Annotated in this window: 22 protein-coding genes; 11 read left to right on the forward strand and 11 right to left on the reverse strand. The window is 65.5% G+C overall.

Annotated elements, in window-relative coordinates; translation table 11 throughout:
- Nucleotides 1-63: 63 nt before the first annotated feature.
- The 9 genes from MBTS_RS06460 to MBTS_RS06500 all read left to right on the forward strand — a co-directional run bounded on the left by MBTS_RS06460 (nt 64) and on the right by MBTS_RS06500 (nt 10,749).
- Complete coding sequence (locus tag MBTS_RS06460) at nt 64-1,560, forward strand: carboxypeptidase M32 (protein ID WP_147832734.1); 1,497 nt, start codon at nt 64-66, stop codon at nt 1,558-1,560.
- 152 nt (nt 1,561-1,712) lie between these two features.
- Nucleotides 1,713-2,270 (forward strand): tellurite resistance TerB family protein, encoded by a 558-nt coding sequence (locus tag MBTS_RS06465; RefSeq protein WP_018044508.1) that lies wholly within the window; start codon nt 1,713-1,715, stop codon nt 2,268-2,270.
- Between the two features lie 79 nt (nt 2,271-2,349).
- On the forward strand, nt 2,350-3,597 hold the full coding sequence (locus tag MBTS_RS06470; RefSeq protein ID WP_147832733.1) for an Hsp70 family protein: 1,248 nt from the start codon (nt 2,350-2,352) through the stop codon (nt 3,595-3,597).
- 70 nt (nt 3,598-3,667) lie between these two features.
- Nucleotides 3,668-5,086 (forward strand): RluA family pseudouridine synthase, encoded by a 1,419-nt coding sequence (locus MBTS_RS06475; protein ID WP_192215281.1) that lies wholly within the window; start codon nt 3,668-3,670, stop codon nt 5,084-5,086.
- A gap of 106 nt (nt 5,087-5,192) precedes the next feature.
- Nucleotides 5,193-5,576: a hypothetical protein gene (locus MBTS_RS06480; RefSeq protein WP_147832530.1), complete on the forward strand. Its 384-nt coding sequence runs from the start codon at nt 5,193-5,195 to the stop codon at nt 5,574-5,576.
- A gap of 22 nt (nt 5,577-5,598) precedes the next feature.
- Nucleotides 5,599-6,297, forward strand: coding sequence for an HAD-IA family hydrolase (locus tag MBTS_RS06485; RefSeq protein ID WP_147832529.1), 699 nt, complete (start codon nt 5,599-5,601; stop codon nt 6,295-6,297).
- Between the two features lie 75 nt (nt 6,298-6,372).
- Nucleotides 6,373-7,167, forward strand: a complete 795-nt coding sequence (locus MBTS_RS06490) for an ATP12 family chaperone protein (RefSeq protein ID WP_147832528.1) — start codon at nt 6,373-6,375, stop codon at nt 7,165-7,167.
- 117 nt (nt 7,168-7,284) lie between these two features.
- A complete protein-coding gene (locus MBTS_RS06495; protein ID WP_018044502.1) occupies nt 7,285-8,817 on the forward strand; it encodes an acyl-CoA carboxylase subunit beta in 1,533 nt (510 codons plus the stop codon).
- 885 nt (nt 8,818-9,702) lie between these two features.
- The gene (locus tag MBTS_RS06500; protein ID WP_192215282.1) at nt 9,703-10,749 is read left to right on the forward strand and encodes a calcium-binding protein; all 1,047 of its coding nucleotides are present in this window, start codon (nt 9,703-9,705) and stop codon (nt 10,747-10,749) included.
- A gap of 180 nt (nt 10,750-10,929) precedes the next feature.
- On the opposite strand, the gene MBTS_RS06505 is transcribed toward MBTS_RS06500, so the two are convergent.
- Complete coding sequence (locus MBTS_RS06505; protein ID WP_192215283.1) at nt 10,930-11,778, reverse strand: FkbM family methyltransferase; 849 nt, start codon at nt 11,776-11,778, stop codon at nt 10,930-10,932.
- Nucleotides 11,779-12,198: 420 nt separating this feature from the next.
- Here MBTS_RS06505 and MBTS_RS06510 point away from each other — a divergent pair, with 420 nt between their 5' ends.
- Nucleotides 12,199-13,545 carry an MFS transporter gene (locus MBTS_RS06510; RefSeq protein WP_056146336.1) on the forward strand — a complete coding sequence of 449 codons (1,347 nt, stop codon included), beginning with the start codon at nt 12,199-12,201 and terminating at the stop codon, nt 13,543-13,545.
- A gap of 232 nt (nt 13,546-13,777) precedes the next feature.
- On the opposite strand, the gene MBTS_RS06515 is transcribed toward MBTS_RS06510, so the two are convergent.
- Nucleotides 13,778-14,224: an SRPBCC family protein gene (locus MBTS_RS06515; RefSeq protein ID WP_147832525.1), complete on the reverse strand. Its 447-nt coding sequence runs from the start codon at nt 14,222-14,224 to the stop codon at nt 13,778-13,780.
- 265 nt (nt 14,225-14,489) lie between these two features.
- Between MBTS_RS06515 and MBTS_RS06520 the strand changes: the two genes are divergently transcribed.
- On the forward strand, nt 14,490-15,254 hold the full coding sequence (locus MBTS_RS06520) for an alpha/beta fold hydrolase (protein ID WP_056146344.1): 765 nt from the start codon (nt 14,490-14,492) through the stop codon (nt 15,252-15,254).
- Between the two features lie 6 nt (nt 15,255-15,260).
- On the opposite strand, the gene MBTS_RS06525 is transcribed toward MBTS_RS06520, so the two are convergent.
- The 9 genes from MBTS_RS06525 to MBTS_RS06565 all read right to left on the reverse strand — a co-directional run bounded on the left by MBTS_RS06525 (nt 15,261) and on the right by MBTS_RS06565 (nt 21,369).
- Nucleotides 15,261-16,022, reverse strand: a complete 762-nt coding sequence (locus MBTS_RS06525) for an ABC transporter permease (RefSeq protein WP_147832532.1) — start codon at nt 16,020-16,022, stop codon at nt 15,261-15,263.
- An 11-nt stretch (nt 16,023-16,033) separates the two neighbouring features.
- Nucleotides 16,034-16,960, reverse strand: coding sequence for an ABC transporter ATP-binding protein (locus tag MBTS_RS06530; protein WP_147832524.1), 927 nt, complete (start codon nt 16,958-16,960; stop codon nt 16,034-16,036).
- Between the two features lie 149 nt (nt 16,961-17,109).
- Nucleotides 17,110-17,595: a F0F1 ATP synthase subunit B family protein gene (locus MBTS_RS06535; RefSeq protein ID WP_187273433.1), complete on the reverse strand. Its 486-nt coding sequence runs from the start codon at nt 17,593-17,595 to the stop codon at nt 17,110-17,112.
- 72 nt (nt 17,596-17,667) lie between these two features.
- Nucleotides 17,668-18,231 (reverse strand): F0F1 ATP synthase subunit B family protein, encoded by a 564-nt coding sequence (locus tag MBTS_RS06540; RefSeq protein ID WP_056146355.1) that lies wholly within the window; start codon nt 18,229-18,231, stop codon nt 17,668-17,670.
- 106 nt (nt 18,232-18,337) lie between these two features.
- Nucleotides 18,338-18,565: a F0F1 ATP synthase subunit C gene (locus tag MBTS_RS06545; protein WP_018044493.1), complete on the reverse strand. Its 228-nt coding sequence runs from the start codon at nt 18,563-18,565 to the stop codon at nt 18,338-18,340.
- Between the two features lie 90 nt (nt 18,566-18,655).
- Nucleotides 18,656-19,411, reverse strand: a complete 756-nt coding sequence (locus tag MBTS_RS06550) for a F0F1 ATP synthase subunit A (RefSeq protein ID WP_018044492.1) — start codon at nt 19,409-19,411, stop codon at nt 18,656-18,658.
- A gap of 82 nt (nt 19,412-19,493) precedes the next feature.
- The gene (locus MBTS_RS23515; RefSeq protein ID WP_210322694.1) at nt 19,494-19,724 is read right to left on the reverse strand and encodes an AtpZ/AtpI family protein; all 231 of its coding nucleotides are present in this window, start codon (nt 19,722-19,724) and stop codon (nt 19,494-19,496) included.
- A 369-nt stretch (nt 19,725-20,093) separates the two neighbouring features.
- Entirely contained in the window at nt 20,094-20,747 is a 654-nt protein-coding gene (locus tag MBTS_RS06560) for a DsbA family protein (RefSeq protein ID WP_026176049.1), read from the reverse strand.
- A 130-nt stretch (nt 20,748-20,877) separates the two neighbouring features.
- Nucleotides 20,878-21,369 (reverse strand): DUF721 domain-containing protein, encoded by a 492-nt coding sequence (locus MBTS_RS06565; RefSeq protein WP_056146364.1) that lies wholly within the window; start codon nt 21,367-21,369, stop codon nt 20,878-20,880.
- Nucleotides 21,370-21,436 lie beyond the last annotated feature (67 nt).

The raw sequence follows: 21,436 nt of genomic DNA on the forward strand, positions 1-21,436 counted from the left end.
TTCGTCCGCTCCTAAATCCCGTGATAGGGCGGCGCTCAGTCATGCAGAAGGCCACCCACGACCATGCGCGCCTATCGTAGCCTCGCCACCCGCTTTGCCCGCATCGGCGCCGTCGAGGACGCCGCAGGCATCCTCGGTTGGGACGCCCAGACGCTGATGCCCAAGGGCGCGGCGGAAGGCCGGGCCGAGCAGCTCGCCCAGTTGCGGGTCATTGCCCACGAGATCCTCACCGCCGCCGAGACCGGTGACCTGATCGCACAGGCCTCGGACGACGAGGCCGGCCTTGGTGCCTGGGAGCGGGCCAACCTGCGTGAGATGCGCCGCGCCTATCTTCATGCCTCGGCCGTGCCGGGCGATCTCGTCGCCGTGAGTTCCAAGGCGTCGTCCCGCTCCGAGATGGTCTGGCGGGAAGCGCGGGCGACATCCGACTTCGCGATGCTGGCGCCTCATCTCGCCGAGACCCTGCGCCTGCAACGGGAGGTCGGGGAGGCGAAGGGCGCCGCTCTGGGCCTCGCGCCCTACGACGCGCTCCTAGACGGCTACGATCCCGGCATGCGCCGGGCGGTGATCGATCCGCTCTTCTCAAGGCTTCGCGCGATTCTCCCGGGCCTGATCGGGACGATTCGCGACCGACAGGCGATGATGCCGGCGCCGATGCCATTGCCGGGACCGTTCCCGGTGGAGGCGCAGAAGGCCCTGGGGTTGGCGCTGATGCGCGCTGCCGGGTTCGATTTCGAGCGCGGACGCCTCGATATCAGCCTGCACCCATTCTGCGGCGGGGCCACCGACGACGTGCGCATCACCACACGTTACGACGAGGCCGACGCCACCCGCGCTCTCATGGGCGTCCTACATGAGACGGGTCACGCCCTCTACGAGCAGGGCCGGCCGCCTGCGTGGCTGCACCAGCCCGTGGGGAATGCCCGAGGGATGAGCCTGCACGAGAGCCAGTCGCTTCTGATCGAGATGCAAGCCTGCCGCTCCGCCGAGTTCTGTGCCTATCTCGCGCCTCGTCTGCGCGATGTTTTCGCAGGCGAGGGGAGCGCCTGGGACGCGGAGAACCTGCACGGCCTCTACACGCGGGTGGAGCCGGGCCTGATTCGGGTCGATGCCGACGAGGTGACGTATCCGGCGCACATCCTTCTGCGCTACGACCTCGAAACGGCGATGATCTCCGGCGACCTCGCCATCACCGATCTGCCGGGCGCGTTCGACGAAGGCATGCGCGATTTGCTCGGTATCGTCGTGCCGAGCGACCGGCTCGGCTGCCTTCAGGATATCCACTGGCCCGGCGGCAGCTTCGGCTATTTCCCGACCTACACCCTCGGCGCTATGGCGGCGGCGCAGCTGTTCCGCGCCGCCCGCGAAAGTCTGCCCGGCATCCCCGCCGATCTGGCGCGAGGCGATTTCACCGCCTTGCGCGGGTGGCTGCGCGAGAACGTCCACCAGCGCGGCAGTTTCCTGGAGACGGACGAGCTGCTCGTGACCACCACCGGCAAGCCCCTGGGTGCCGAGGATTACATGCGCCACCTGCGCCACCGCTATCTCGGGGAAGGCTGAACGCTCGCATCGGCTGGTTGCGAATCGGTTGCGGCGTGGCGATCCTTCGCGGGGTCGGACGTCCCTCGGGGTTTGCCGCTGCAGCCAGGGCGCTATGCTCATGGCCGATTCAACCATCCGACCGGCCCGGCTCCGGGGAAAGGCGCGTTTACATGGTCGTCATCGTCGCAGTGATCGGGATCGTGGGTGCCGTGCTGTTCTGGATCATCCGCGCACATGGCACCGCGACGGCGCTGAGGGAGGTCAATCGCGACACGAAGGGACTTCAGCGCCGGGCAAAGTCGACCCTGGAGGAGATCATCGGCACGCCGCTGAAGCGAGTGCGGGACGTCAGGCTCGCTGCGGTGATCCTCATGATCCAGCTGGTGCGCACGGGCAGCCCCGTCACCGCCGCCGAGAAGACCAAGATTCTGGAATTCATGGATTCTCCGCTCCAGATCGATTCGATCTCAGCCACGTTCGAGCGAGCCTGGACCTATACCGAGGCCCGGCGGCCGTTCTCGCTGGTGGCCGACGAATTGCTGCCCCTGCTGCGGGACAACCTGACCGAGGCCGAGCGCCTGCACTTCATCGACATGCTCTCGCAAGTCGCCAGCGCCCATTCCGCCGCGAGCGAGCTGCAGCGCGAAGCGATCGTGCGGCTCAAGCGCCGGCTCACCGGTGGGAGCCCTGCGTTGAAGGCGAGCCGGGCCGGCGATTTCGGTCGTTGAGACCGGTGGACCCGGCGGAGCGCAGCCTGTAGGTCGGCGGCCCCCCCTTTCCAGCGGACAGACCGTCCGGAGATCCTACATGGCGGCCTGTGGCCTCGATTTCGGCACGTCCAACACCACGCTCGGCCTCGTCACCGAGCGAGGGCCGGCCCTGCTGCGGCTGGAGGGCGACCACGTCACGATTCCCAGCGCGATCTTTTTTCCACCGGGGGGGACGCCCCTCGTCGGCCGCGCAGCCATGGCGGAGTATGTCGAGGGCACGCCGGGCCGGCTGATGCGCAGCCTCAAATCGGTGCTGGGTTCCTCCCTGCTCGAGGAGACGACGCCGGTGGGGCGTGAGCGCATCCGCTTCCGCGACGTCATCGCCCGTTATCTCTCCGCCGTGAAGACGCGGGCCGAGGCGCAGGCCGGAACGGCCATCGACACAGTGGTCCACGGCCGCCCGGTCCATTTCGTCGATGGCGACCCGGAGGGCGACGCCCGTGCCGAGGATGCCCTGCGCGAGATCGCCCGGAGCATCGGCTTCCGCCACGTCTCGTTCCAATACGAGCCCATCGCGGCGGCGCTCGATTACGAGCAGCAGGTGACGGGGGAGGAGATCGCGCTCATCGCCGATATCGGCGGCGGCACGTCGGACTTCTCCATCGTGCGGCTCTCCCCCGAGCGCCATGCCAAGGTCGACCGGTCCGGCGACATCCTCGCCAATGACGGCGTGCGCATCGGCGGCACCGACTTCGACCGGCGTCTCAGCCTTGGCACGGTGATGCCGCTGTTTGGCCTCGGCAGCCCGATGAACCGGGGCGATCTCGACGTGCCGAGCGGCTATTTCCACGATCTCGCCACCTGGTCGAGCATCAATCGGCTCTACAACGCCAAGACTTTGCGCGAGATCGAGGAAGTCCGCCGCGACGCGCGCCGGCCGGACCTGATCGCTCGGCTCTACGCCGTCGTGGAGGCCGAGCGCGGGCATTCCCTCGCGATGGAGGTGGAGGGCGCCAAGATCGCAGCCTCGGATGCGGGCCAGGGCGGCGTGGCCCTCGGCTGGGTCGAGCCAGGCCTCGCCGCCACTCTCGACCATGCCGGCCTCGTGGCTCAGACGGAGGAGCTCTCGCGGCGCATCGCCGAAAGAATCGGTCGTTGCCTGAACCAGGCGGGATTGCCGGCGGAGGGCATCGACGCCCTGTTCCTCACCGGCGGGTCGACGGGTCTGCCGCATGTCCGCGCCGCTTTGGTGGCGGGCGTGCCGAACGCCCGCGTCGTCGACGGCGACACGTTCGGCTCCGTCGGGACGGGCCTCACGATTGAGGCGGGTCGCCGCGCGGCCTGACCTCCGGTTCATGCAGCGCCCCGTTCTCGAAGCGCTTTGCCGAGAGAGGCGAGGGTGTTACGAGCACTCGATGACCACCAGACCACCATCACGCGGCAATGCCGGACGCAAAGGTTCCGGCGCCGGCAAGGGCCGGCCGCCCGGCAGCGGCGGCAAGCCCTACCGTCCCGGCAAGCCCGGCGCGTTCCGCAGGCCCGACCGCGAAGGCACCGGCCCGCGCACGAGCGCCCTCGACGCCGCCCATCGCGCGGCGCAGTTGCGCGGCGAGGCCGACAAGCGCGCGCCCTGGCGGCCCGGCGATGCCCCTGAGACGCCGGACGACGACGAAGCCTCGGTTCCCCGCGCTCCTCGGACGCGGTCGCCCCGTAACGAGGTCGCGGCGAAAGCCTTCGACACGCCGCGTCCGCGCCGTACCGGCGCCAAGCCCCCGGAACCGGCGGTCGAGGGACCGACCCGGCGCGAGCAGCGCGCGGCCGCCTCCGCGACCCTCGCCTCCGGCGTGCAGACGCTGATCGTCGAGGAGGACGAGGCTGAGATGCGGATCGACCGCTTCCTGACCACGCGTTTTCCGCAACTGCCCTTCACCCGTGTCCAGAGCATCGTCCGCAAGGGCGAGCTGCGGGTTGACGGCAAGCGCGCCAAGCCGAACGACCGCCTCCTGCCGGGCATGAGCGTGCGCGTGCCGCCCCTCAAGCTCGACCCGGTGGCGGAACGGCCGCGCAGTGTCGCGCGTGACGCCACCGACGCCGACTTCCTGCGCTCGCTCATCCTCTACGAGGATGCGGATATGATGGTGCTGAACAAGCCCTTCGGCCTCGCGGTCCAGGGCGGCTCCGGCACCGTGCGCCACGTGGACGGGCTGCTGGAGGCCCTGACCGGGCCGGACGGGCAGAAGCCGCGCCTCGTCCACCGCCTCGACAAGGACACCGCCGGTTGCCTCATCGTCGCCAAGACACGCCTGGCGGCGGCGACCCTCGCCAAGAGCTTCCGATCGCGGTCCGCCCGCAAGGTCTACTGGGCGCTCACCGCCGGTGTCCCGCGCGTGCCTCAGGGCCGGATCTCGACCTACCTCGCCAAGGAGGAAGCTCCCGACGGCGACGCCCGGATGCGGGTAGCCCAGCACGGCGACGACGGCGCCGCCCACGCGCTCACCTATTACGCGATGGTCGACAATGCGGCGCAGAAGCTGTCCTGGCTTTCGTTGAAGCCCGTGACCGGGCGCACGCATCAGCTCCGCGCCCATGCCGCGCATATCGGCCATCCCATCGTCGGGGATCCGAAATATTTCAGCGTCGAGAACTGGGCCTTGCCGGGAGGTATCCAGAACCGCTTGCACCTGCTGGCACGCCGCATCGTCATCCCGCATCCGCGCACGCTGAAGCCGGTGGACGTGACGGCGCCGCTGCCGCCGCATATGGCGCAGAGCTGGAACCTGCTGGGCTTCGACGCCTCGCGCTACGATCCCATCATCGAGGCGCCGGAGGCGTGATCCGCTTTGGCCGCATCGGCGGGGAGGATCCGCGGATGCGCCTTGGCAATCGGGCGCCATGCCTTATCCTTGTGGTCGACCTCACCCGTCGTTGCAGCGAGAACCCATGCCGATGACGTTCGCGACCATGGCCAGCACCGCCCTGATCGGCCTGTTCGTGTGCTTCGGATCAGCGTCGCTGACGTCTGAGGCTGTCGCGCAGGCGACGGGTCCACAGCAGAATACGCCGAGTCCTGCGGCAAAAGCGGCTCCCGCTCCGGCGGCCCAGAATCAGGCACCGCCGCCTCCCTCCGTAGGCCGCCATGGATCGCAGGTGCGGGCGGGCGACCGCAGGCGACGGTCCTATGCCAGCTGTAATCGGTTGTCGCATGCGCGCGGCCTGCGCGGCGGCGTGCGACGTCGCTTCCTGATCCGCTGCAAGCTCGGCTACGAGCGCCAGAAGCCCGGACAGGTTCCGGCCCAGCAATCGCCGCAGGGGCGCCAGCCGTGATGCGGCCACGCGGGACGGTCCCGTGAAACTCGTCGTCTTCGACGTCGACGGGACTCTCGTCGACAGCCAGCACCTCATCGTCGCCGCGCAAGGCATGGCCTTCGCCGAACACGGGCTCGAAGCGCCCGCGCGTGCGGTGGCCCTCTCCGTCGTCGGGCTCTCCCTGCCGCAGGCCTTCCGGCGCCTCGTTGGCGAGGATGGGCCCGTGGAGGGCCTGTCCGAGAGCTACAAGCGCGCCTTCAACACCCTACGGCTCGATCCCGCCTATGAGGAACCGCTCTTCCCCGGCATGGCCGACCTGATCGAACGCCTGCGCGCCCGCGACGACCTTCGGCTCGGGGTCGCCACGGGAAAATCCCGACGCGGGGTCGACCGTCTGATCGAAAGTCATGGCTGGGGCAAGGTCTTCGCCACCATCCAGACCGCGGACGACGCACCATCGAAGCCCGACCCGGCGATGCTGCATCAGGCGATGGCCGAGGTTGGCGCATTGCCGGAGACCACGGTGATGATCGGAGACACCACCTACGACATGGACATGGCGGTCAGTGCCGGCGCGGCCGCCATCGGTGTCGCGTGGGGTTATCACCCGCCGGGTGCCTTGCTCGGAGCCGGGGCGGTGACCGTGGTGGAAACCGCCTCCGCGCTGGCGGATATGTTCTCGGGAAGTTTTCGCGAGTCCGGCGCGGGCACCAGCATCGGCGACCTCGCGTCCGACTAGACGCGGTACCGGAACAGCGATCTAACCCGGCTCAGCGCTCGCGGGCCGATGCGCGATGCGCTAGAACCCCGCCCCATGAGCAACGACGATCCCGCCGGCTGGCTCGGCGCCTCCGATGCCCCTCCCGTTCACGACCCACACCGTGCCGTGCGCGCGCAGACGCGTGTCGCCCTGCCGAAGCGGTTCTACGCGGAGGCCGATCTCACAGACGACGAAGGCGGGTTTCGCCTGACCCTCGATGGACGGTCCGCCAACACGCCGGCGCGCAACCCGCTGCGCCTGCCGACGCGGGCGCTGGCCGAGGCCGTGGCCGCCGAATGGGCAGCGCAGGTCGAGTTCATCGACCCGTCGACCATGCCGCTGACGCGCCTCGCCAACACCGCCATCGACGGCGTCGCCCCCCGCCGCGAGGCGGTGATCGACGACCTCTCGGCCTATGCCGGAACGGATCTCGTCGCCTACCGCGCCGCCGACCCGGAACGCCTCGTGGCCGATCAGGCTCGCGCCTGGGATCCGGTGATCGAATGGGCACACGAGGCCTTTGATGCGCGCCTCATCCTCAGCGAGGGGGTGATGCACGTCACCCAACCCGAGACGTCGGTGACCGCCTTGCGCGGCGCGATCGAAGCGGTCGAAGGGCCGTTCCGGCTGGCGGCTCTCCACACGATGACCACGCTCACGGGCTCGCTCCTCATCGCGCTGGCCACCCTGCACGGACGCCTGACCCCGCAGGAATCCTGGGCGGCGGCACATGTGGACGAGGCCTATCAGGCCAGTGTCTGGGGAAGCGACGCCGAGGCGGAAGCGCGCCATGTCCTGCGCAAGGCCGAATTCGAGTCTGCGGCGGAGTTGGCAAAGCTTGCCCGTTAAATCCATTTTCGCTGCCTGCCCTCCGTGCTAAGGCGCTTTTGACTCTGAACCGCCAAGCCGTGCCCAAACATGCGGTATGGCGCCAATTCCTCGCACCCATCTCAAGGCTCACCGCGCATGAAGGATATTCTCGAGAAGCTCGAAGAGCGGCGCGCTCAGGCTCGCCTCGGCGGCGGCGAAAACCGCGTCGTGGCCCAGCACAAGCGTGGCAAGCTGACGGCGCGCGAGCGCATCGAGCTCCTCCTCGACCATGGGTCGTTCGAGGAATTCGACATGTTCGTGCAGCACCGCTCCACAGATTTCGGGATGGAGAAGCAGAAGATCCCCGGTGACGGCGTGGTGACCGGCTGGGGCACCATCAACGGGCGCACCGTCTTCCTGTTCTCGAAGGACTTCACCGTCTTCGGCGGCTCGCTCTCGGAAACGCATGCCGCGAAGATCGTCAAGGTCCAGGACATGGCGCTGAAGATGCGGGCCCCAATCATCGGCATCTTCGATGCCGGTGGCGCCCGCATCCAGGAAGGCGTCGCGGCTTTGGGCGGCTACGGCGAGGTGTTCCGCCGCAACGTCGCCGCCTCCGGCGTCATTCCGCAGATCTCCGTCATCATGGGCCCCTGCGCGGGCGGCGACGTCTACTCGCCGGCCATGACCGACTTCATCTTCATGGTCCGCGACACGAGCTACATGTTCGTCACCGGCCCCGACGTGGTCAAGACAGTGACCAACGAAGTGGTCACGGCCGAGGAACTCGGCGGCGCCAAGGTCCACACCACCAAGTCCTCCATCGCCGACGGATCGTTCGAGAACGACGTGGAGGCGCTCCTCCAGGTCCGCCGCCTCGTCGACTTCCTGCCCGCCAACAACATCGACGGCGTGCCGGAGATCGAGAGCTTCGACGACCCCCTACGCCTCGACAAGTCCCTCGACACCCTGATCCCGGACAACCCGAACAAGCCCTACGACATGGGCGAGTTGATCCGGCGCGTGGCCGACGAGGGCGATTTCTTCGAGATCCAGGCAACCTATGCCCGCAACATCATGACGGGCTTCGGCCGCATCGAGGGCCGCACCGTCGGTTTCGTCGCCAACCAGCCGATGGTGCTGGCCGGCGTGCTCGATTCCGACGCCTCCCGCAAAGCGGCGCGCTTCGTGCGCTTCTGCGACGCGTTTTCGATCCCGATCGTGACCTTCGTCGACGTGCCGGGCTTCCTTCCGGGCACCGCCCAGGAATACGGCGGCCTCATCAAGCACGGCGCCAAGCTGCTCTTCGCTTACAGCCAGGCCACCGTGCCGCTGGTGACGATCATCACCCGCAAAGCCTTCGGCGGCGCCTACGACGTGATGGCCTCCAAGCACGTGGGTGCGGACATCAACTACGCGTGGCCGACCGCGCAGATCGCGGTGATGGGCGCCAAGGGCGCGGTCGAGATCATTTTCCGAAGCGAGATCGGCGATACCGACAAGATCGCGGCACGGACCAGCGAATACGAGGACCGTTTCCTCTCGCCCTTCGTCGCGGCCGAGCGCGGCTATATCGACGAGGTGATCATGCCCCACTCGACGCGTAAACGCATCGCCCGGGCGCTCGGCATGCTCCGCACTAAGGAGATGGAGCAGCCCTGGAAGAAGCACGACAACATCCCGCTCTAAGCGGTGGAAGGCTTCCCCCCGGGGAAGCCTGTTCCCAGCGGCCCACCGCGAAGCGGACGGTGGGCCGGGACGTGAGGTGCGGGAGCGGCGATGACGTCTTCGACCACCCCAATCTCCACCTCATCGTCAGGTGCCGCGGCAGCGCCGTCGAGAAAGGCTCCAGCCGGACCTGAGCGAACGAAAGAGCTCCTCAAGGCCCACATACGCGGGGCACCTCCGGATGAGGTGGTTCGATGGGATGGATGAGCGTGCTCAGCCGACCGTCCGTTCGAAGTTCCGGCTCCGTCCGGTCAGGATGATCCGACGGTCGTCCCGGAAGGCCGCCATACCTACCAAATGCTCGGCACCCTCACCCCTATCGCGATTGTTCCCGGACGCAGCCAGGATGATCCGACGCAGGAGGGGCACATCGATAGCTTGACGCCGATGGTTCGCGGCTTGCACCGCCAAGGGCCGGCTACCAGGTCGCTGGGTTGGGTTGGACCGGAACCTCCGCTCTGAGCATCCCCAACGCCCCATCATAGCAAGACAAACAGGACCTTTTCTTTCGAGGGCACTGTCGGCAGCGACGTGAACAAACCTGCAAATCCCTATCACCGATTGCCGTCACCTCGATACGGAAATAAACCGCTCCGACGATGATTGCCTTAAAAACTTACCGCCCCTCGTTTTTCAGTTGCAACCTCCAATTTGACCGTTACGCTCAATCTAGTGATCAAAATCCTTATTGGATAGATTCTATGATTCGCCATTCCAACTATTAAACTCACGGTAGGTGCAGGTTACAATGATGACGATTCCATCACTGTATTTCCTCCGCAACGGTATGACGACGATCCGGAAGCAGATATTTTTGTCCGATCCGTCGGAGTCGATGAGCGGCTCGTGATTCGCGATAGCGATGGAGACGGGACGACATTGTTCTACTTTTCTGAAGACCGCTTGTCGCACCATGCTACGGCGTTTTCGGGAGGCTACGATTTCAACTTTTCCGACCGCCTTGGAAAAACGACACTCGAGGGCGGAAATTTCGCCGACGTCCTGACCGGCGGATCCGGCTCGGACAGCCTTCTTGGCGGGCTCGGAGGCGACACGCTCAATGGTCGTCGCGGCAACGACGCGCTGGAAGGAGGCGCTGGCGCCGACATCCTGAACGGCAGCTTGGGAACCGACACGGCGAGCTACCAAAATTCCTCAGCGGGCGTCACCGTCAACCTGAACACGGGGGTCAATCGAGGTGGCGATGCCGAAGGCGACGTCTTGATCAGTATCTCCAGGATCAATGGCAGCACCCATGGAGACGATCTTACGGGCAGCGCCGCCGCCAATACCTTGATCGGCAATGGAGGGAGCGACTCTCTTTACGGCCTCGGGGGAAATGACCGCTTGGTCGTTGCCAATAGTCCCGTGATCGTCAACGGAGGCACGGGGAAAGACGCATTGATCGTCACAGGCGCAATCGAACTTACGGACAGCAACTTCAGGAATATCGAAAAAACTTACGTTCGGAACGGTGGTGATGCGTCGTTCGAGTTGGTGACCCATGGTCAAACCATCGTATCTCAAACGACTTCGGAGATTGGTACACTTATCAATGGTTCGCAGGGAAACGATCGGATCTCGTCCGGTGACGGCAGCGATATCATCATTGGTGGAACCGGTAACGACAAGCTTTTTTCAGGTTTAGGCGATAACATCTTTGGCTATGAAAATGCAAATTTTGGGCGAGACAATATATATAACTTTGAAGTGAATACTGATCGTCTGCTCATAACGTCCATCGCGAGAAGCTTCAGCGACGTTGAAATCAAGGCGATCAACGACGGTCAGGATACAGAGATCACGTTCGCCAGGATTGCAGACGCGTCGCAAAAAATAATTCTGCACGATGTCGTAGCATCGAGCCTGACGGAGGGAAGTTTTATCATCTAGTCGTTCCTGAACGGCAACTCACCCCAAGACATGAGCATGCGTGGGACAGACAGACGCGGCTCGTTGCCATGAGTGTACTTCGACCAGGCGTACACTCGGGCGACAGAGACATATTTTTATTCGAGACTCGAAGGCACTGGGCTCCGGAAGTGGTGTCGGGTCCGGGCCGACGATCGCGGCTCAGGCGCCACCCCGCTCGAAGATCAGGTTCAGCCGAGTGCGGGCGATCTGCCGATAACCTCGGGCCTCGAGCAGACCGACGAGGTCGATCTGCCATTGCGCCGTGCCATCCTCGATGACGAGCAGACGAGGGTGCAGGGAGACCGGTGCCTCGCGGAAAAACGGCTCCAGGATCAGATCCTCGGCACCCTCCACATCCAGCTTGATCGCGTCGATGCGGGTGATGCCCTCGCCCTGGGCGAGCCCAAGCAGGGTGACCGCCGGCACGCGGATCTGCGCGCCCTCGTTGGTGCCGACGATCTTCAGGCTCGATTCGCCACGGTTGCGCGGGTCAACGAACAGCGTCAGTTCGCCGGCCTTGTCGGCTACTGCGCAGGCCACCGCCTTCACTGTGCCGAACGGGTTCTGGGCGATGTTGTAGGTCAACCGGTCGAACACGTCGGGCTGCGGCTCGACGGCGAGGATGCGAGCACCCGGACCGGCGAAAGCAGCGACGAAGAGGGCGTAGGCGCCGATATTCGCACCGATATCGAGGAAGGTGCAGCCCGGCTTCAGGCGTGAGGCCAGCAGCGCCCGCTCGTCGGGATCGAAGAATTGCGGGGTAAACAGCACCTTCTTCTCGCAATTGTTGTTGTAGGGGTGCAGCCGCATGCGCGCGCCGAACCGCTCCACGTCGAGGGGCCGTCCATGCAGCATCGTGATGGCCAGCCGGCGCAGAAAGAAGCCGATGCGCCGCCCCGCCCAACTCTTGCCGGAGAGCGTCACGGTGCGGTCGGTGATACGCGCCACCAGCCCTCGGGGCGCGTAGGTGCCGAAAGGCTGGATGGCGGAAGATTGCGTGTCAGTCATTGTGGTGGGTGATGCCAGCCCGACAGGCGCACGGCAAGCATCGCCTGTCGTTCGACGCTGTCGGCTAGACCTGCACAAATCGGCGTCGTGCCTACAAACAACGCAGCCTCGAGATTATCCCCTGCGCAAGCGATCATCGGAGAGGCACCATCGGCAACCCTCGAGACCTCCGGAATCATAGGTGGAAACGGGACCGTCCTAGGGGAAAAAACGGGATGCTGCAGCGACATCTCAGAATCATTCGACATGGCACGCGCCGTGCGAATGCCCCGACGTGGGCAACGGCGCCCGCGAGAGACGCCTCCGAAATCGGGCGGCTCGTGCTCACTGTGGCGTGAGCGACCAATCTCTCCCCACCCCGCAATGGGGGCCACTCGCACCGAGTGCCGGGAGACATCAGATCGCCTGGAGCCTCTCCGCATGCAGTCCCAAAAAGCCACCCGAATCGATCTGTTCAGTCTGGCCACGCCGCAGATGCGCGCGTTCCATATCACATGGCTCGCCTTTTTCGTCTGCTTCTTCGCCTGGTTCGCGGTCGCGCCGCTGATGCCGGTGATCAAGGGCGAGTTCGAGCTCACCAACGATCAGGTCTACAACATCAACATCGCCGCGGTCGGCATCACCATCCTGGTGCGCCTGCTGATCGGGCCGATGTGCGATCGGTTCGGCCCCCGCCTGACCTATACCGGCCTTCTGATCCTCGGATCGGTCCCGGTGATCGGCATCGCCTTCGCCAACTCCTATGAGAGCTTCCTGTTCTTCCGCCTCGCCATCGGAGCCATCGGGGCGAGCTTCGTCATCACCCAGTTCCACACCTCGGTGATGTTCGCGCCGAACGTGGTGGGCACCGCCAATGCCACCGTGGGCGGCTGGGGCAATGCCGGCGGCGGCGTCACCCAGAGCGTGATGCCGCTGATCCTCGCGGCCCTCGTCAGCGTCGGCGTCGAGAAGACGATGGGCTGGCGTCTGTCGATGATCGTGCCGGGCGTGATGATGCTCGTCGTCGCCTTCCTCTACTTCCGGTTCACGCAGGACACGCCCGAAGGCAACATCATGGAGCTGCGCGCCCGCGGCATCGCGGTGGATTCCGGCAAGAAGGGCGGCTGGGCGGTCTTCAAGCAGGCGATGACGAATTACCGGGTGTGGATGCTCGCCATCACCTACGGCGCCTGTTTCGGCGTCGAGATCTTCATCCACGCGGTGGCGGCGACCTATTATGTCGAGCGCTTCAGCCTCGATCTGACCCAGGCCGGCATGGCGGCGGGCAGTTTCGGCTTGCTGGCCCTGTTCGCCCGCGCGCTCGGCGGCATCGCCTCGGACCGGGTCGCACGCTCGAAGGGCCTCGACGGCCGCACCTTGCTCCTGTTCGCCCTGATGGTCGGCGAAGGAATCGGCCTCCTCGCCTTCGCCTATGCCGGCTCGGTGGTACTGGCCGTCGTCGCCATGCTCGCCTTCGGCCTGTTCACCCACATGGCCTGCGGCGCCACCTACGCCCTCGTGCCGTTCATCGACCGCAAGGCGCTCGGCGGCGTTGCCGGTATCATCGGCGCCGGCGGCAATGTCGGCGCCGTGGCGGCGGGCTTCCTGCTCAAGGGTGTCGGCAACCTGCCCGGCGCTCTGTTCATCCTCGGCATCGCCGTGCTGATCTCGTCGCTCTGCGCAATCTCGGTGCGCTTCTCGCTCACGCACAAGGAGACTGAGCAGAAACTCTACGACGAGGCGGTCGCCCAGCGCGCCGTCACCAGCGGACAGCCCGCCTTCGCCTGAGCGACGATCCCACTGGGGGCTGCAGCGCAGGCTGCGGTCCCTTGGTCGTTTGATCCGGCAAGGGAGGAAACGTCTCCCTGCCCGGATACCTGGGCGTCAACGGAAGGTGATCCAGATTGCAGCAAAGGCCCCTGCGCGGCTCTCGGTGATCGATCCAAATTGGGTTCTGCTACGCTTCACCCGCTTCAAGGTGTGTGCGGAGGTAACTGACCGTCGATCCATCTGAAAGCCGTCACGCCAACGCGGCCTGGAGCTTCGAAAAGCAGCTCCGCCAATCCTCACGATAGGCATTCCGGACGTCTGCGCTGACGATGCGGCGATGGGTGAGCGTGATCTCCGTAGCCCGGTCGCCGACGGAGAGCAGATCGACATGGATCAGGGTCTCGCCGATGCGCAGGAGCGGGTTCGGTCCCTCATACGTCCAAGTCTGATGCAGAGAATGCCCCCGCCTGATCTCCTCGTAGTGCCCGGTCACGGAATGGGACGCTCCATCCGGATCGCGCCGCCGCAATAGAAACGCGCCGCCGACCCGCAGGTCGGTCTCCGCGAGTTCCATGACGGAGGCGCCGGGCGCGAGCCAGCGCATGATGAGCAGAGGATCGGTCCAGGCACGGAAAACGTCCGGATGCGGGGCGCGCACGACGTGTTTGAGGACGACAACGGGTACGATCTGAATCATGGGCCGTTCGTATCCTCGCAAATCGACCGGGACGACCCGACCGGAGCGGTGCCGCTGTGACGATCACACCGTTCATCGCGCCGGAGACGCCGAGCAGCAAGGGGAGTTAAGCCGGCCGAACCCGCGCGAAACGAGGAAAAAGCTTTCCTGTCACCGCTTCGGATATTCGCACCTTGCCTCCGTTCCGTTCAGGGGCGAATTTGACGGCCCATGGAGGCCGTCCATCGACCGACGGAGCCTTCCATAAAAGGTATAGACAAGCCCGATGCAGACCTTCGATTCCGACGGGACCACCATCGCCTATATCGACGTGCCGGCGAAGGGCGGCAGCGGCGATCCGATCGTGCTGATCCACGGATTTGCCTCCAACCATTCCGTGAACTGGGTCAATACGCTTTGGGTGAAGACCCTGTCCGAGGCGGGGCGCCGGGTCGTCGCCCTCGACAATCGCGGGCATGGCGAGAGCGAGAAGCTCTACGATCCGGAGGCTTACGGCTCCGACATCATGGCGCAGGACGCGCGGCGGCTGCTCGACCATCTCGGCATCGCCCGCGCCGATATCATGGGCTATTCCATGGGCGCGCGGATCGCGGCCTACCTCGCCCTCGATGAGCCGGCGCGGGTACGTTCGGTGCTTCTCGGCGGTCTCGGATTGCATCTGGTGGAGGGCAAAGGACTGCCGAACGGGATCGCCGAGGCCCTGGAAGCGCCCCCCGGCGAGAAGGCGCCCAACCTCACCGCCGCCGCTTTCCGCACCTTCGCCGAGCAGACGAAGAGCGATCTCAGAGCGCTGGCCGCCTGCATGCGCGGCTCGCGCCAAACACTGTCGCGGGAAGAGGTCTCGCAGATCGAGGCGCCGACCCTTGTCACGGTGGGCACGCTCGACACGGTTGCCGGCTCGGCCCCGGCGCTGGCTGCCCTCATGCCCAATGCCAGGAGCCTGGAACTTCCCAACCGCGATCACAGCACGGCGGTGGGCGACAAGCAGCACCGGCAGGGCGTCCTGGCCTTCCTCGATGGGCGACCCTGAGGAGGATCAGCTTTTCAGCCGATAGCCGGTCCGAAAGATCCAGGTCACACTGCCGAGGCAGAGGGCGAGGAAAATCAGGGTCATCGCGAGGCTGATCTCGACCCGCACGTCGGAGGTGCCGAAGAAACTCCAGCGGAAGCCGCTGATGAGGTAGACGACCGGGTTGACGAGGCTGACCGCGCGCCAGAACGGCGGCAGCATCTCGATGGAATAGAAGCTGCCGCCGAGGAAGGTGAGGGGCGTCACCACCAGAAGCGGCACGAGCTGGAGCTTCTCGAATCCGTCCGCCCAGAGGCCGATGAGGAAGCCGAACAGGCTGAACGTCACCGCCGTGAGGAGCAGGAACGCCGCCATCCAGAGCGGATGCTCGATCCGCAAGGGAACGAACAGGGCAGCGGTGGCGAGGATGATCAGGCCGATCAGGATGGATTTCGACGCGGCCGCGCCGACATAGCCGAGCACGATCTCGAAGGGAGAGACCGGCGCCGACAGGATCTCGTAGATCGTGCCGGCAAAGCGCGGAAAGTAGATGCCGAAGGAGGCGTTGGCGATGCTCTGCGTCAGGAGCGAGAGCATGATCAGCCCCGGCACGATGAAGGCGCCATAGGCGATGCCATCCACCGAGGCCATACGCGACCCGATCGCTGCGCCGAAGACCACGAAGTAGAGCGATGTGGCGATGACCGGCGCGACGATGCTCTGCAACCCCGTGCGCCAGAACCGGGCCATCTCGAAGCGGTAGATCGCACCAACCGCCGGCCAGTTCATCGACAACGGATTCATGCCTGCTCCCTCACGAGATCGACGAAGATGTCCTCCAGCGAACTCTGGCTGGTGGAGAGATCGCGGAAGGGGATGCCAGCGGCGGCGAGGTCGGTGAGGAGCGTGGTGATCCCGGTGCGCTCACTCTTGGTGTCGTAGGTGTAGACGAGTTCCTGGCCATCCACCGACAGGGTCAGACCGTGCGGAGCCAGCTCGTCCGGCAGGGCGGGAAGGGGGTTCTGCAATTGCAGGGTCAGTTGCTTCTTGCCGAGCTTGCGCATCAGCTCGGCCTTCTCTTCCACCAGGATGATCTCGCCCTTCCGGATCACGCCGACGCGGTCGGCCATCTCTTCGGCCTCGTCGATGTAATGGGTGGTGAGGATGATGGTGACGCCCTGATCTCGGAGCTTGCGCACCAACCGCCACATGTCCTGGCGCAGTTCCACGTCGACACCGGCCGTCGGCTCGTCGAGGAACAGGATGCGAGGTTCGTGACTGAGCGCCTTGGCGATGAGTACGCGCCGCTTCATACCCCCGGACAGGGTCATGATGCGGCTGTCCTTCTTGTCCCACAGTGACAGGTCGCGCAGGACCCGCTCGATATTGGCAGGGTCGGGTCTCATGCCGAACAGGCCCCGACTGAAGCTCGTCGTGTCCCACACCGTCTCGAATGCGTCGGTGGTGAGCTCCTGCGGTACGAGACCGATGGCCCTGCGCGCCTCGCGGTAATCCGCCCCGATCTCGTGGCCATCCACCGTGACGGTACCGGAGCTCGCGCGGACGAGTCCGCAGACGACGCTGATCAGCGTCGTCTTCCCGGCGCCGTTAGGACCGAGAAGGGCGAAGATCTCACCCTTTTTGATGTCGAGGTGAATATTCTTGAGGGCATGGAGGCCGGAGGCGTAGACCTTCGACAGGCCGGATATGGAGATGATCGGCGGCATCTGATCTCCATGGATTATTTTTGTGGGGATGGGCGTGCGCGCCGCCTTACCACGATAGGGGGTGCGGCCCGCGAGTGTGATGCGGCACGTCAGGCAACAAAAAAGCCGCCCGGTGGGCGGCTTTCACGAAACGATCGTTCTTAAAAACGTCAGGCCCGGAGACGGCCCTTGACCTCATCGAGACTGGAACGGACCAGCGACAGGGCGGCGTCGCCCTGCATGCGCTCGCGGAGCACCACCTCGGACACTTTCACGGCTGCGTCGGCTGCGGCGGCGCGGACCTGGGCGGTGGCCTGGACCTCGGCCTGGGCGATCTTGGTCTCGGCCGACTTGGTGCGGCGAGCGATGAACTCGTTCAGACGGGCATGGCCCTCGTCGGCGATGCGCTGGGCCTCTTCGCGGGCTCCGGCGACAATCGCTTCGGCTTCGGACTCAGCCTGGCTGCGGCGCTTCTTGTAGTCGGCCAGCACCGTGGCGGCCTCCTCGCGCAAGCGGCGGGCTTCGTCGAGTTCGGACCGAACGCGGCGGCCGCGGGTGTCGAGGGCCTTGGTAACCTGTGCGAAGCCGCCGACCTTCCACACGACGCCCATGAACAGGACGAAGGCGACGGCGACCCAGAACTCGGCATCCAACAACATTCTCGTCGTCCTATTTCGTTGGCGTCCGGCCGGTCAGGGCCGGACCGGTCACGTCTGCTGCTGGCGCACTCAGTGCGGGATGGCGACGCGGTTCAGTGCGGTATCGAGACTGGCCTGGTCGGGAGCCGTCCCGGTGAGGCGCTCGACGATGGCGGAGGCCGTTTCGCCGGCGATGGAGCGAACGCTGCCCATGGCTTCGGCGGTGCGGGTACGAATCGTAGCTTCGGAGGCCGCGATCCTGTCGTTGAGCTCGGCCTCGAGCGTCTTGCGACGAATTTCAGCCTCGGAGCTCAGGGCAGCGCGGGTCTCGGCGGCGATGGTGCGGGCCTTCGCCTGGGCATCGGCCAGCGACTTCTCGTAGGCGGCGCCGGCTGCCTCGGCCTCGGACTTCATGCGCTGGGCCTCGTCGAGATCGGACGAGAGGCGCGTGGCGCGGTCGTGCAGGATCGCCTGGATGCGGGGCAGGGCCACCTTGTCCATCAGGTAGTAGAGCAGGCCGAAGGCCAGCGCGAGCCAGATCAGCTGCGAGAGAAAGGTATGGCTCTCGAAGGGCGGAAAGCCGCCGCCATGTTCGGACGCGGGCGATGCCATGATGCCTTCATGGGTTGCGGTCGGATGGGCCGGCTGAGCCATGACGTCCTTCGCTCAAAGTAAGTTCGTGAATGAGGACCGGGCGCGCGTCCAGAAGAATGGGGCGCCCGGTCCGGGTCTGCTGTCGGATCGACGAACGTCGTCGGTCTCAGACGGCGAACAGGAGGAGCAGCGCGACGAGCAGCGAGAAGATGCCGAGCGCTTCCGTCAGCGCGAAGCCGAGGAGCAGGTTGCCGCGCTGGCCGTCGGCGGCCGACGGGTTGCGAAGGGCACCGGCGTAGAACTGGCCGAAGAGATTGCCGAGGCCGATGGCGGCGCCCGCCATTCCGAGGCAGGCGAGGCCGGCGCCGATGTACTTAGCGGCTAAGGGATCCATCAAATTGCTCCTGGTGTCGGTTCGTTCGTTGCGTGGAGAGAAATCCGGCCGCAACCGCGGACCGGGGACGGAAGGGGATACCGCCGGGGCCTAGTGGCCGGGGTGGAGGGCGTCGCTCAGGTAGATCGAGGCGAGCGTCGCGAAGACGTAGGCCTGCAGACCGGCGACGAGGAACTCGAGGGCCGTCACCGCGACGCTGAGAGCCAGCGGCAGCGGCGAGATCGCACCCCAGGCGCCCGCGGCGAGGAGCGCCGGAACGAAGCCCGCGAAGATCTTGAGGGCGATGTGGCCGGCGAGCACGTTGGCGAAGAGACGCACCGCGAGGCTGATCGGCCGCGAGACGAAGGAGACGATCTCGATGGCGACGATCATCGGCATCAGCCAGCCCGGCACGCCGGAGGGCACGAACACCTTCAGGAACTTCGTGCCGTGGGCCATGAAGCCATAGACGATGACGGTGGTGATCACGAGGAGCGCCAGCGCGAAAGTCACGATGATGTGGCTTGTCACGGCGAACGCATAGGGGATCATGCCGAACATGTTCAGGACGAGGACGAACATGAACAGGGAGAAGATCAGCGGCATGAACCGCTCGGACCCGTGCCCGGCCGACTGACGGAGGGTCGAGCCGATGAACTCGTAGAACACCTCGGCCACGGACTGCATCCGGCCCGGCACCACCGAGCGCTGCGCCGTCGCCACGATCGTGATCAGCGCGATGATCCCGACAGCGGCGAACATGTACAGCGCCGACTGGGTGAACGCGATTTCCTGATTGCCGATATGACCGAAGGATACGAGCGGCTTGAGCTCGAACTGGTGGATCGGATCCATCTTTACGGCCATTGCCGCTACCGTCCTTCTGTCCACGAGCGGGCGAGATGCCCGCTTTGCCTCAGGACCGCTCGAAAGCGGCAAAATTCGCCGATCAGGACCGTTCCCGATCCTGGTTCTTGTCGACCGCGCCTTTCGCGGCCGGCCTCGAGAGCGAGCCCGAGACACGCATGACGTTATAGACGCCGGTTGCGAAGCCCAGCATGATCAGAACGATCAGACCCCAGGGCTTCGTCCCCAGAAACTGATCGCACAACCAGCCGAGAATGCCTCCGGCGAGGACACCGGCGATGAACTCCGTGGAGAGTCGCATCGCCAGACCCAAGGATGACGCCCCGTTGGAGGCACCGGCACCCGGCGAGGGGCGGGAAGGAGCGGCGGGCCGCTTCTCCTCGATCCGCCTCTCGAGATGCTTCAGTCTCGCCGAGAGATCCTCGTCCGGCTTCTGCCGTCCATCTCCATTCCCATCCCCTGCGTCGTTGCCGCTCACGGCGAAAACTCACATTGGCGAGAGTGGAGGGAACCGGCCTGAAAACCCCGTCAAGCGCGGCGCACCATAGTTTCGCCTATCTTGAGTGTCAAGGCGCGCCGAATAGGCTCTAAGTTGATGTAAAATATAGATAAACATGCCCTTGCGGCGATCCTGCAGGATGCGGCCGGTGCATGAAGGGCAAGCGGCGGCCAAGCTTGGGTCTCAGGCGCCCAGAATCGGCTTGATGACCTTCTCCATCCCGTCGATCGTCATCTCACCCTTGAAGCGCTCGCCGTTGATGAAGAAGGTCGGCGTCGAGTCGACCTTGAAGGTGTCGAGCCCCTTCTGCTTCACCGCGTTCACGGCGGCGTAGAGCTTCTGATCCTTGAGACAGGTCTCGAATTTCTCCTTCGAGAATCCGGCCTGCCGCAACATCTGCTCCAGGGCATCCACCGGCGATTGCGGCTTCTGCACGTAGGCCCAGCCCTGCTGCTGGTCGAAGAGCAGGTCGGTGATGGGATAGTATTTCGCGTCGCCATCGCAGCGGGCCAGCATGAAGGCTGCGGTCGCCAGCGGATCGAGGGGAAATTCGCGCAAGGTAAAGCGCACCTTGCCGGTGTCGATGTAGCGCTCCTTCAAAGCCGGCCAGGTGTTCTTGTGGAACGCGGCGCAGTGGGAGCAGGTCATCGAAGCATATTCGATGATCGTCACCTTGGCGTCCTTCGGACCCAGCCAGACGTCGCCGAGGGGGCCCGGCTCCATGAGGGAAGCGAGGTTCGCATCCTGGGCGAAGGCGTCGAGGGTCAGCCGGGGCAGGAGCGCGGCTGCGCCGATCGCCATGCCGGTGAGTTTCAAGGTGTCGCGACGGGTGATCATGATGTCGACGGGCTCCGCTCGCAGATCCGATCCATGCGGCTTGCGGTAGAGACCCGCGGACAATCTGACAAGACGCGACAGGCGGCTCCGCTTCCATGCGCCGCGACAAGCGCGGGGCCGAATGCGGGATTCAGCCCGATCGCGGCGGTGCGGAGGCGACGATCGCCACGCCGAGCCTGTCGAGCGCATCGCGCAGCGCATCGTCGTCGATGGAGGAGACCGCCAACGCGACTTCGCCACGCCTCACCGGATCGAGGGGCGGCACGACCCGCTTGCGAACGGCTTGATGAACGCGCCCCTGCTTGAGGACCAGCTTGCCGATGCAGGCCCAGCCATAATGGGCGTTGATGCGCTGGATCACTACGGGAGCCAGATGCTGCAATTCCAGGGCGAAGACGCCCTCCACCCGCACCACCAGCGTGCCTGGATCCGGCCGACCCTGCTCCTCGCGGCGGGCGCGGCGGGGCCATTCGAGCTTCGAGGGCTGGCAGAAACGGGCCAAGCGCTCGCCGACGATATCGGGCCAGGCCGCGAGGATATCGGTGGAGGCGAATCCCTGCGCGGCGAAAGCCGGTCCGATGCAGGTCTCGATCAGCTCGGCGAGGGGTTTGATGCGGGCCATGAGCTCCGAGGGATTTCGATGCGGGCGGACGCCACATGATAGCGTGAACGGCGCCGGCTTTCGAATG

The sequence above is a fragment of the Methylobacterium bullatum genome, assembly GCF_014845095.1.
GTDB lineage: Bacteria > Pseudomonadota > Alphaproteobacteria > Rhizobiales > Beijerinckiaceae > Methylobacterium > Methylobacterium bullatum.

Bases quoted from the DNA above. Each gene is read 5' to 3' on its own strand.
- MBTS_RS06510 (WP_056146336.1), top strand. From the start codon at position 12,199: ATGCAGTCCCAAAAAGCCACCCGAATCGATCTGTTCAGTCTGGCCACG.
- MBTS_RS06480 (WP_147832530.1), top strand. From the start codon at position 5,193: ATGCCGATGACGTTCGCGACCATGGCCAGCACCGCCCTGATCGGCCTG.
- MBTS_RS06490 (WP_147832528.1), top strand. From the start codon at position 6,373: ATGAGCAACGACGATCCCGCCGGCTGGCTCGGCGCCTCCGATGCCCCT.
- MBTS_RS06545 (WP_018044493.1), bottom strand. From the start codon at position 18,565: ATGGATCCCTTAGCCGCTAAGTACATCGGCGCCGGCCTCGCCTGCCTC.
- MBTS_RS06530 (WP_147832524.1), bottom strand. From the start codon at position 16,960: ATGCCGCCGATCATCTCCATATCCGGCCTGTCGAAGGTCTACGCCTCC.
- MBTS_RS06505 (WP_192215283.1), bottom strand. From the start codon at position 11,778: ATGACTGACACGCAATCTTCCGCCATCCAGCCTTTCGGCACCTACGCG.
- MBTS_RS06565 (WP_056146364.1), bottom strand. From the start codon at position 21,369: ATGGCCCGCATCAAACCCCTCGCCGAGCTGATCGAGACCTGCATCGGA.
- MBTS_RS06520 (WP_056146344.1), top strand. From the start codon at position 14,490: ATGCAGACCTTCGATTCCGACGGGACCACCATCGCCTATATCGACGTG.
- MBTS_RS06475 (WP_192215281.1), top strand. From the start codon at position 3,668: ATGACCACCAGACCACCATCACGCGGCAATGCCGGACGCAAAGGTTCC.
- MBTS_RS06515 (WP_147832525.1), bottom strand. From the start codon at position 14,224: ATGATTCAGATCGTACCCGTTGTCGTCCTCAAACACGTCGTGCGCGCC.
- MBTS_RS06525 (WP_147832532.1), bottom strand. From the start codon at position 16,022: ATGAACTGGCCGGCGGTTGGTGCGATCTACCGCTTCGAGATGGCCCGG.
- MBTS_RS06540 (WP_056146355.1), bottom strand. From the start codon at position 18,231: ATGGCTCAGCCGGCCCATCCGACCGCAACCCATGAAGGCATCATGGCA.
- MBTS_RS06560 (WP_026176049.1), bottom strand. From the start codon at position 20,747: ATGATCACCCGTCGCGACACCTTGAAACTCACCGGCATGGCGATCGGC.
- MBTS_RS06465 (WP_018044508.1), top strand. From the start codon at position 1,713: ATGGTCGTCATCGTCGCAGTGATCGGGATCGTGGGTGCCGTGCTGTTC.
- MBTS_RS06495 (WP_018044502.1), top strand. From the start codon at position 7,285: ATGAAGGATATTCTCGAGAAGCTCGAAGAGCGGCGCGCTCAGGCTCGC.
- MBTS_RS06470 (WP_147832733.1), top strand. From the start codon at position 2,350: ATGGCGGCCTGTGGCCTCGATTTCGGCACGTCCAACACCACGCTCGGC.
- MBTS_RS06550 (WP_018044492.1), bottom strand. From the start codon at position 19,411: ATGGCCGTAAAGATGGATCCGATCCACCAGTTCGAGCTCAAGCCGCTC.
- MBTS_RS06460 (WP_147832734.1), top strand. From the start codon at position 64: ATGCGCGCCTATCGTAGCCTCGCCACCCGCTTTGCCCGCATCGGCGCC.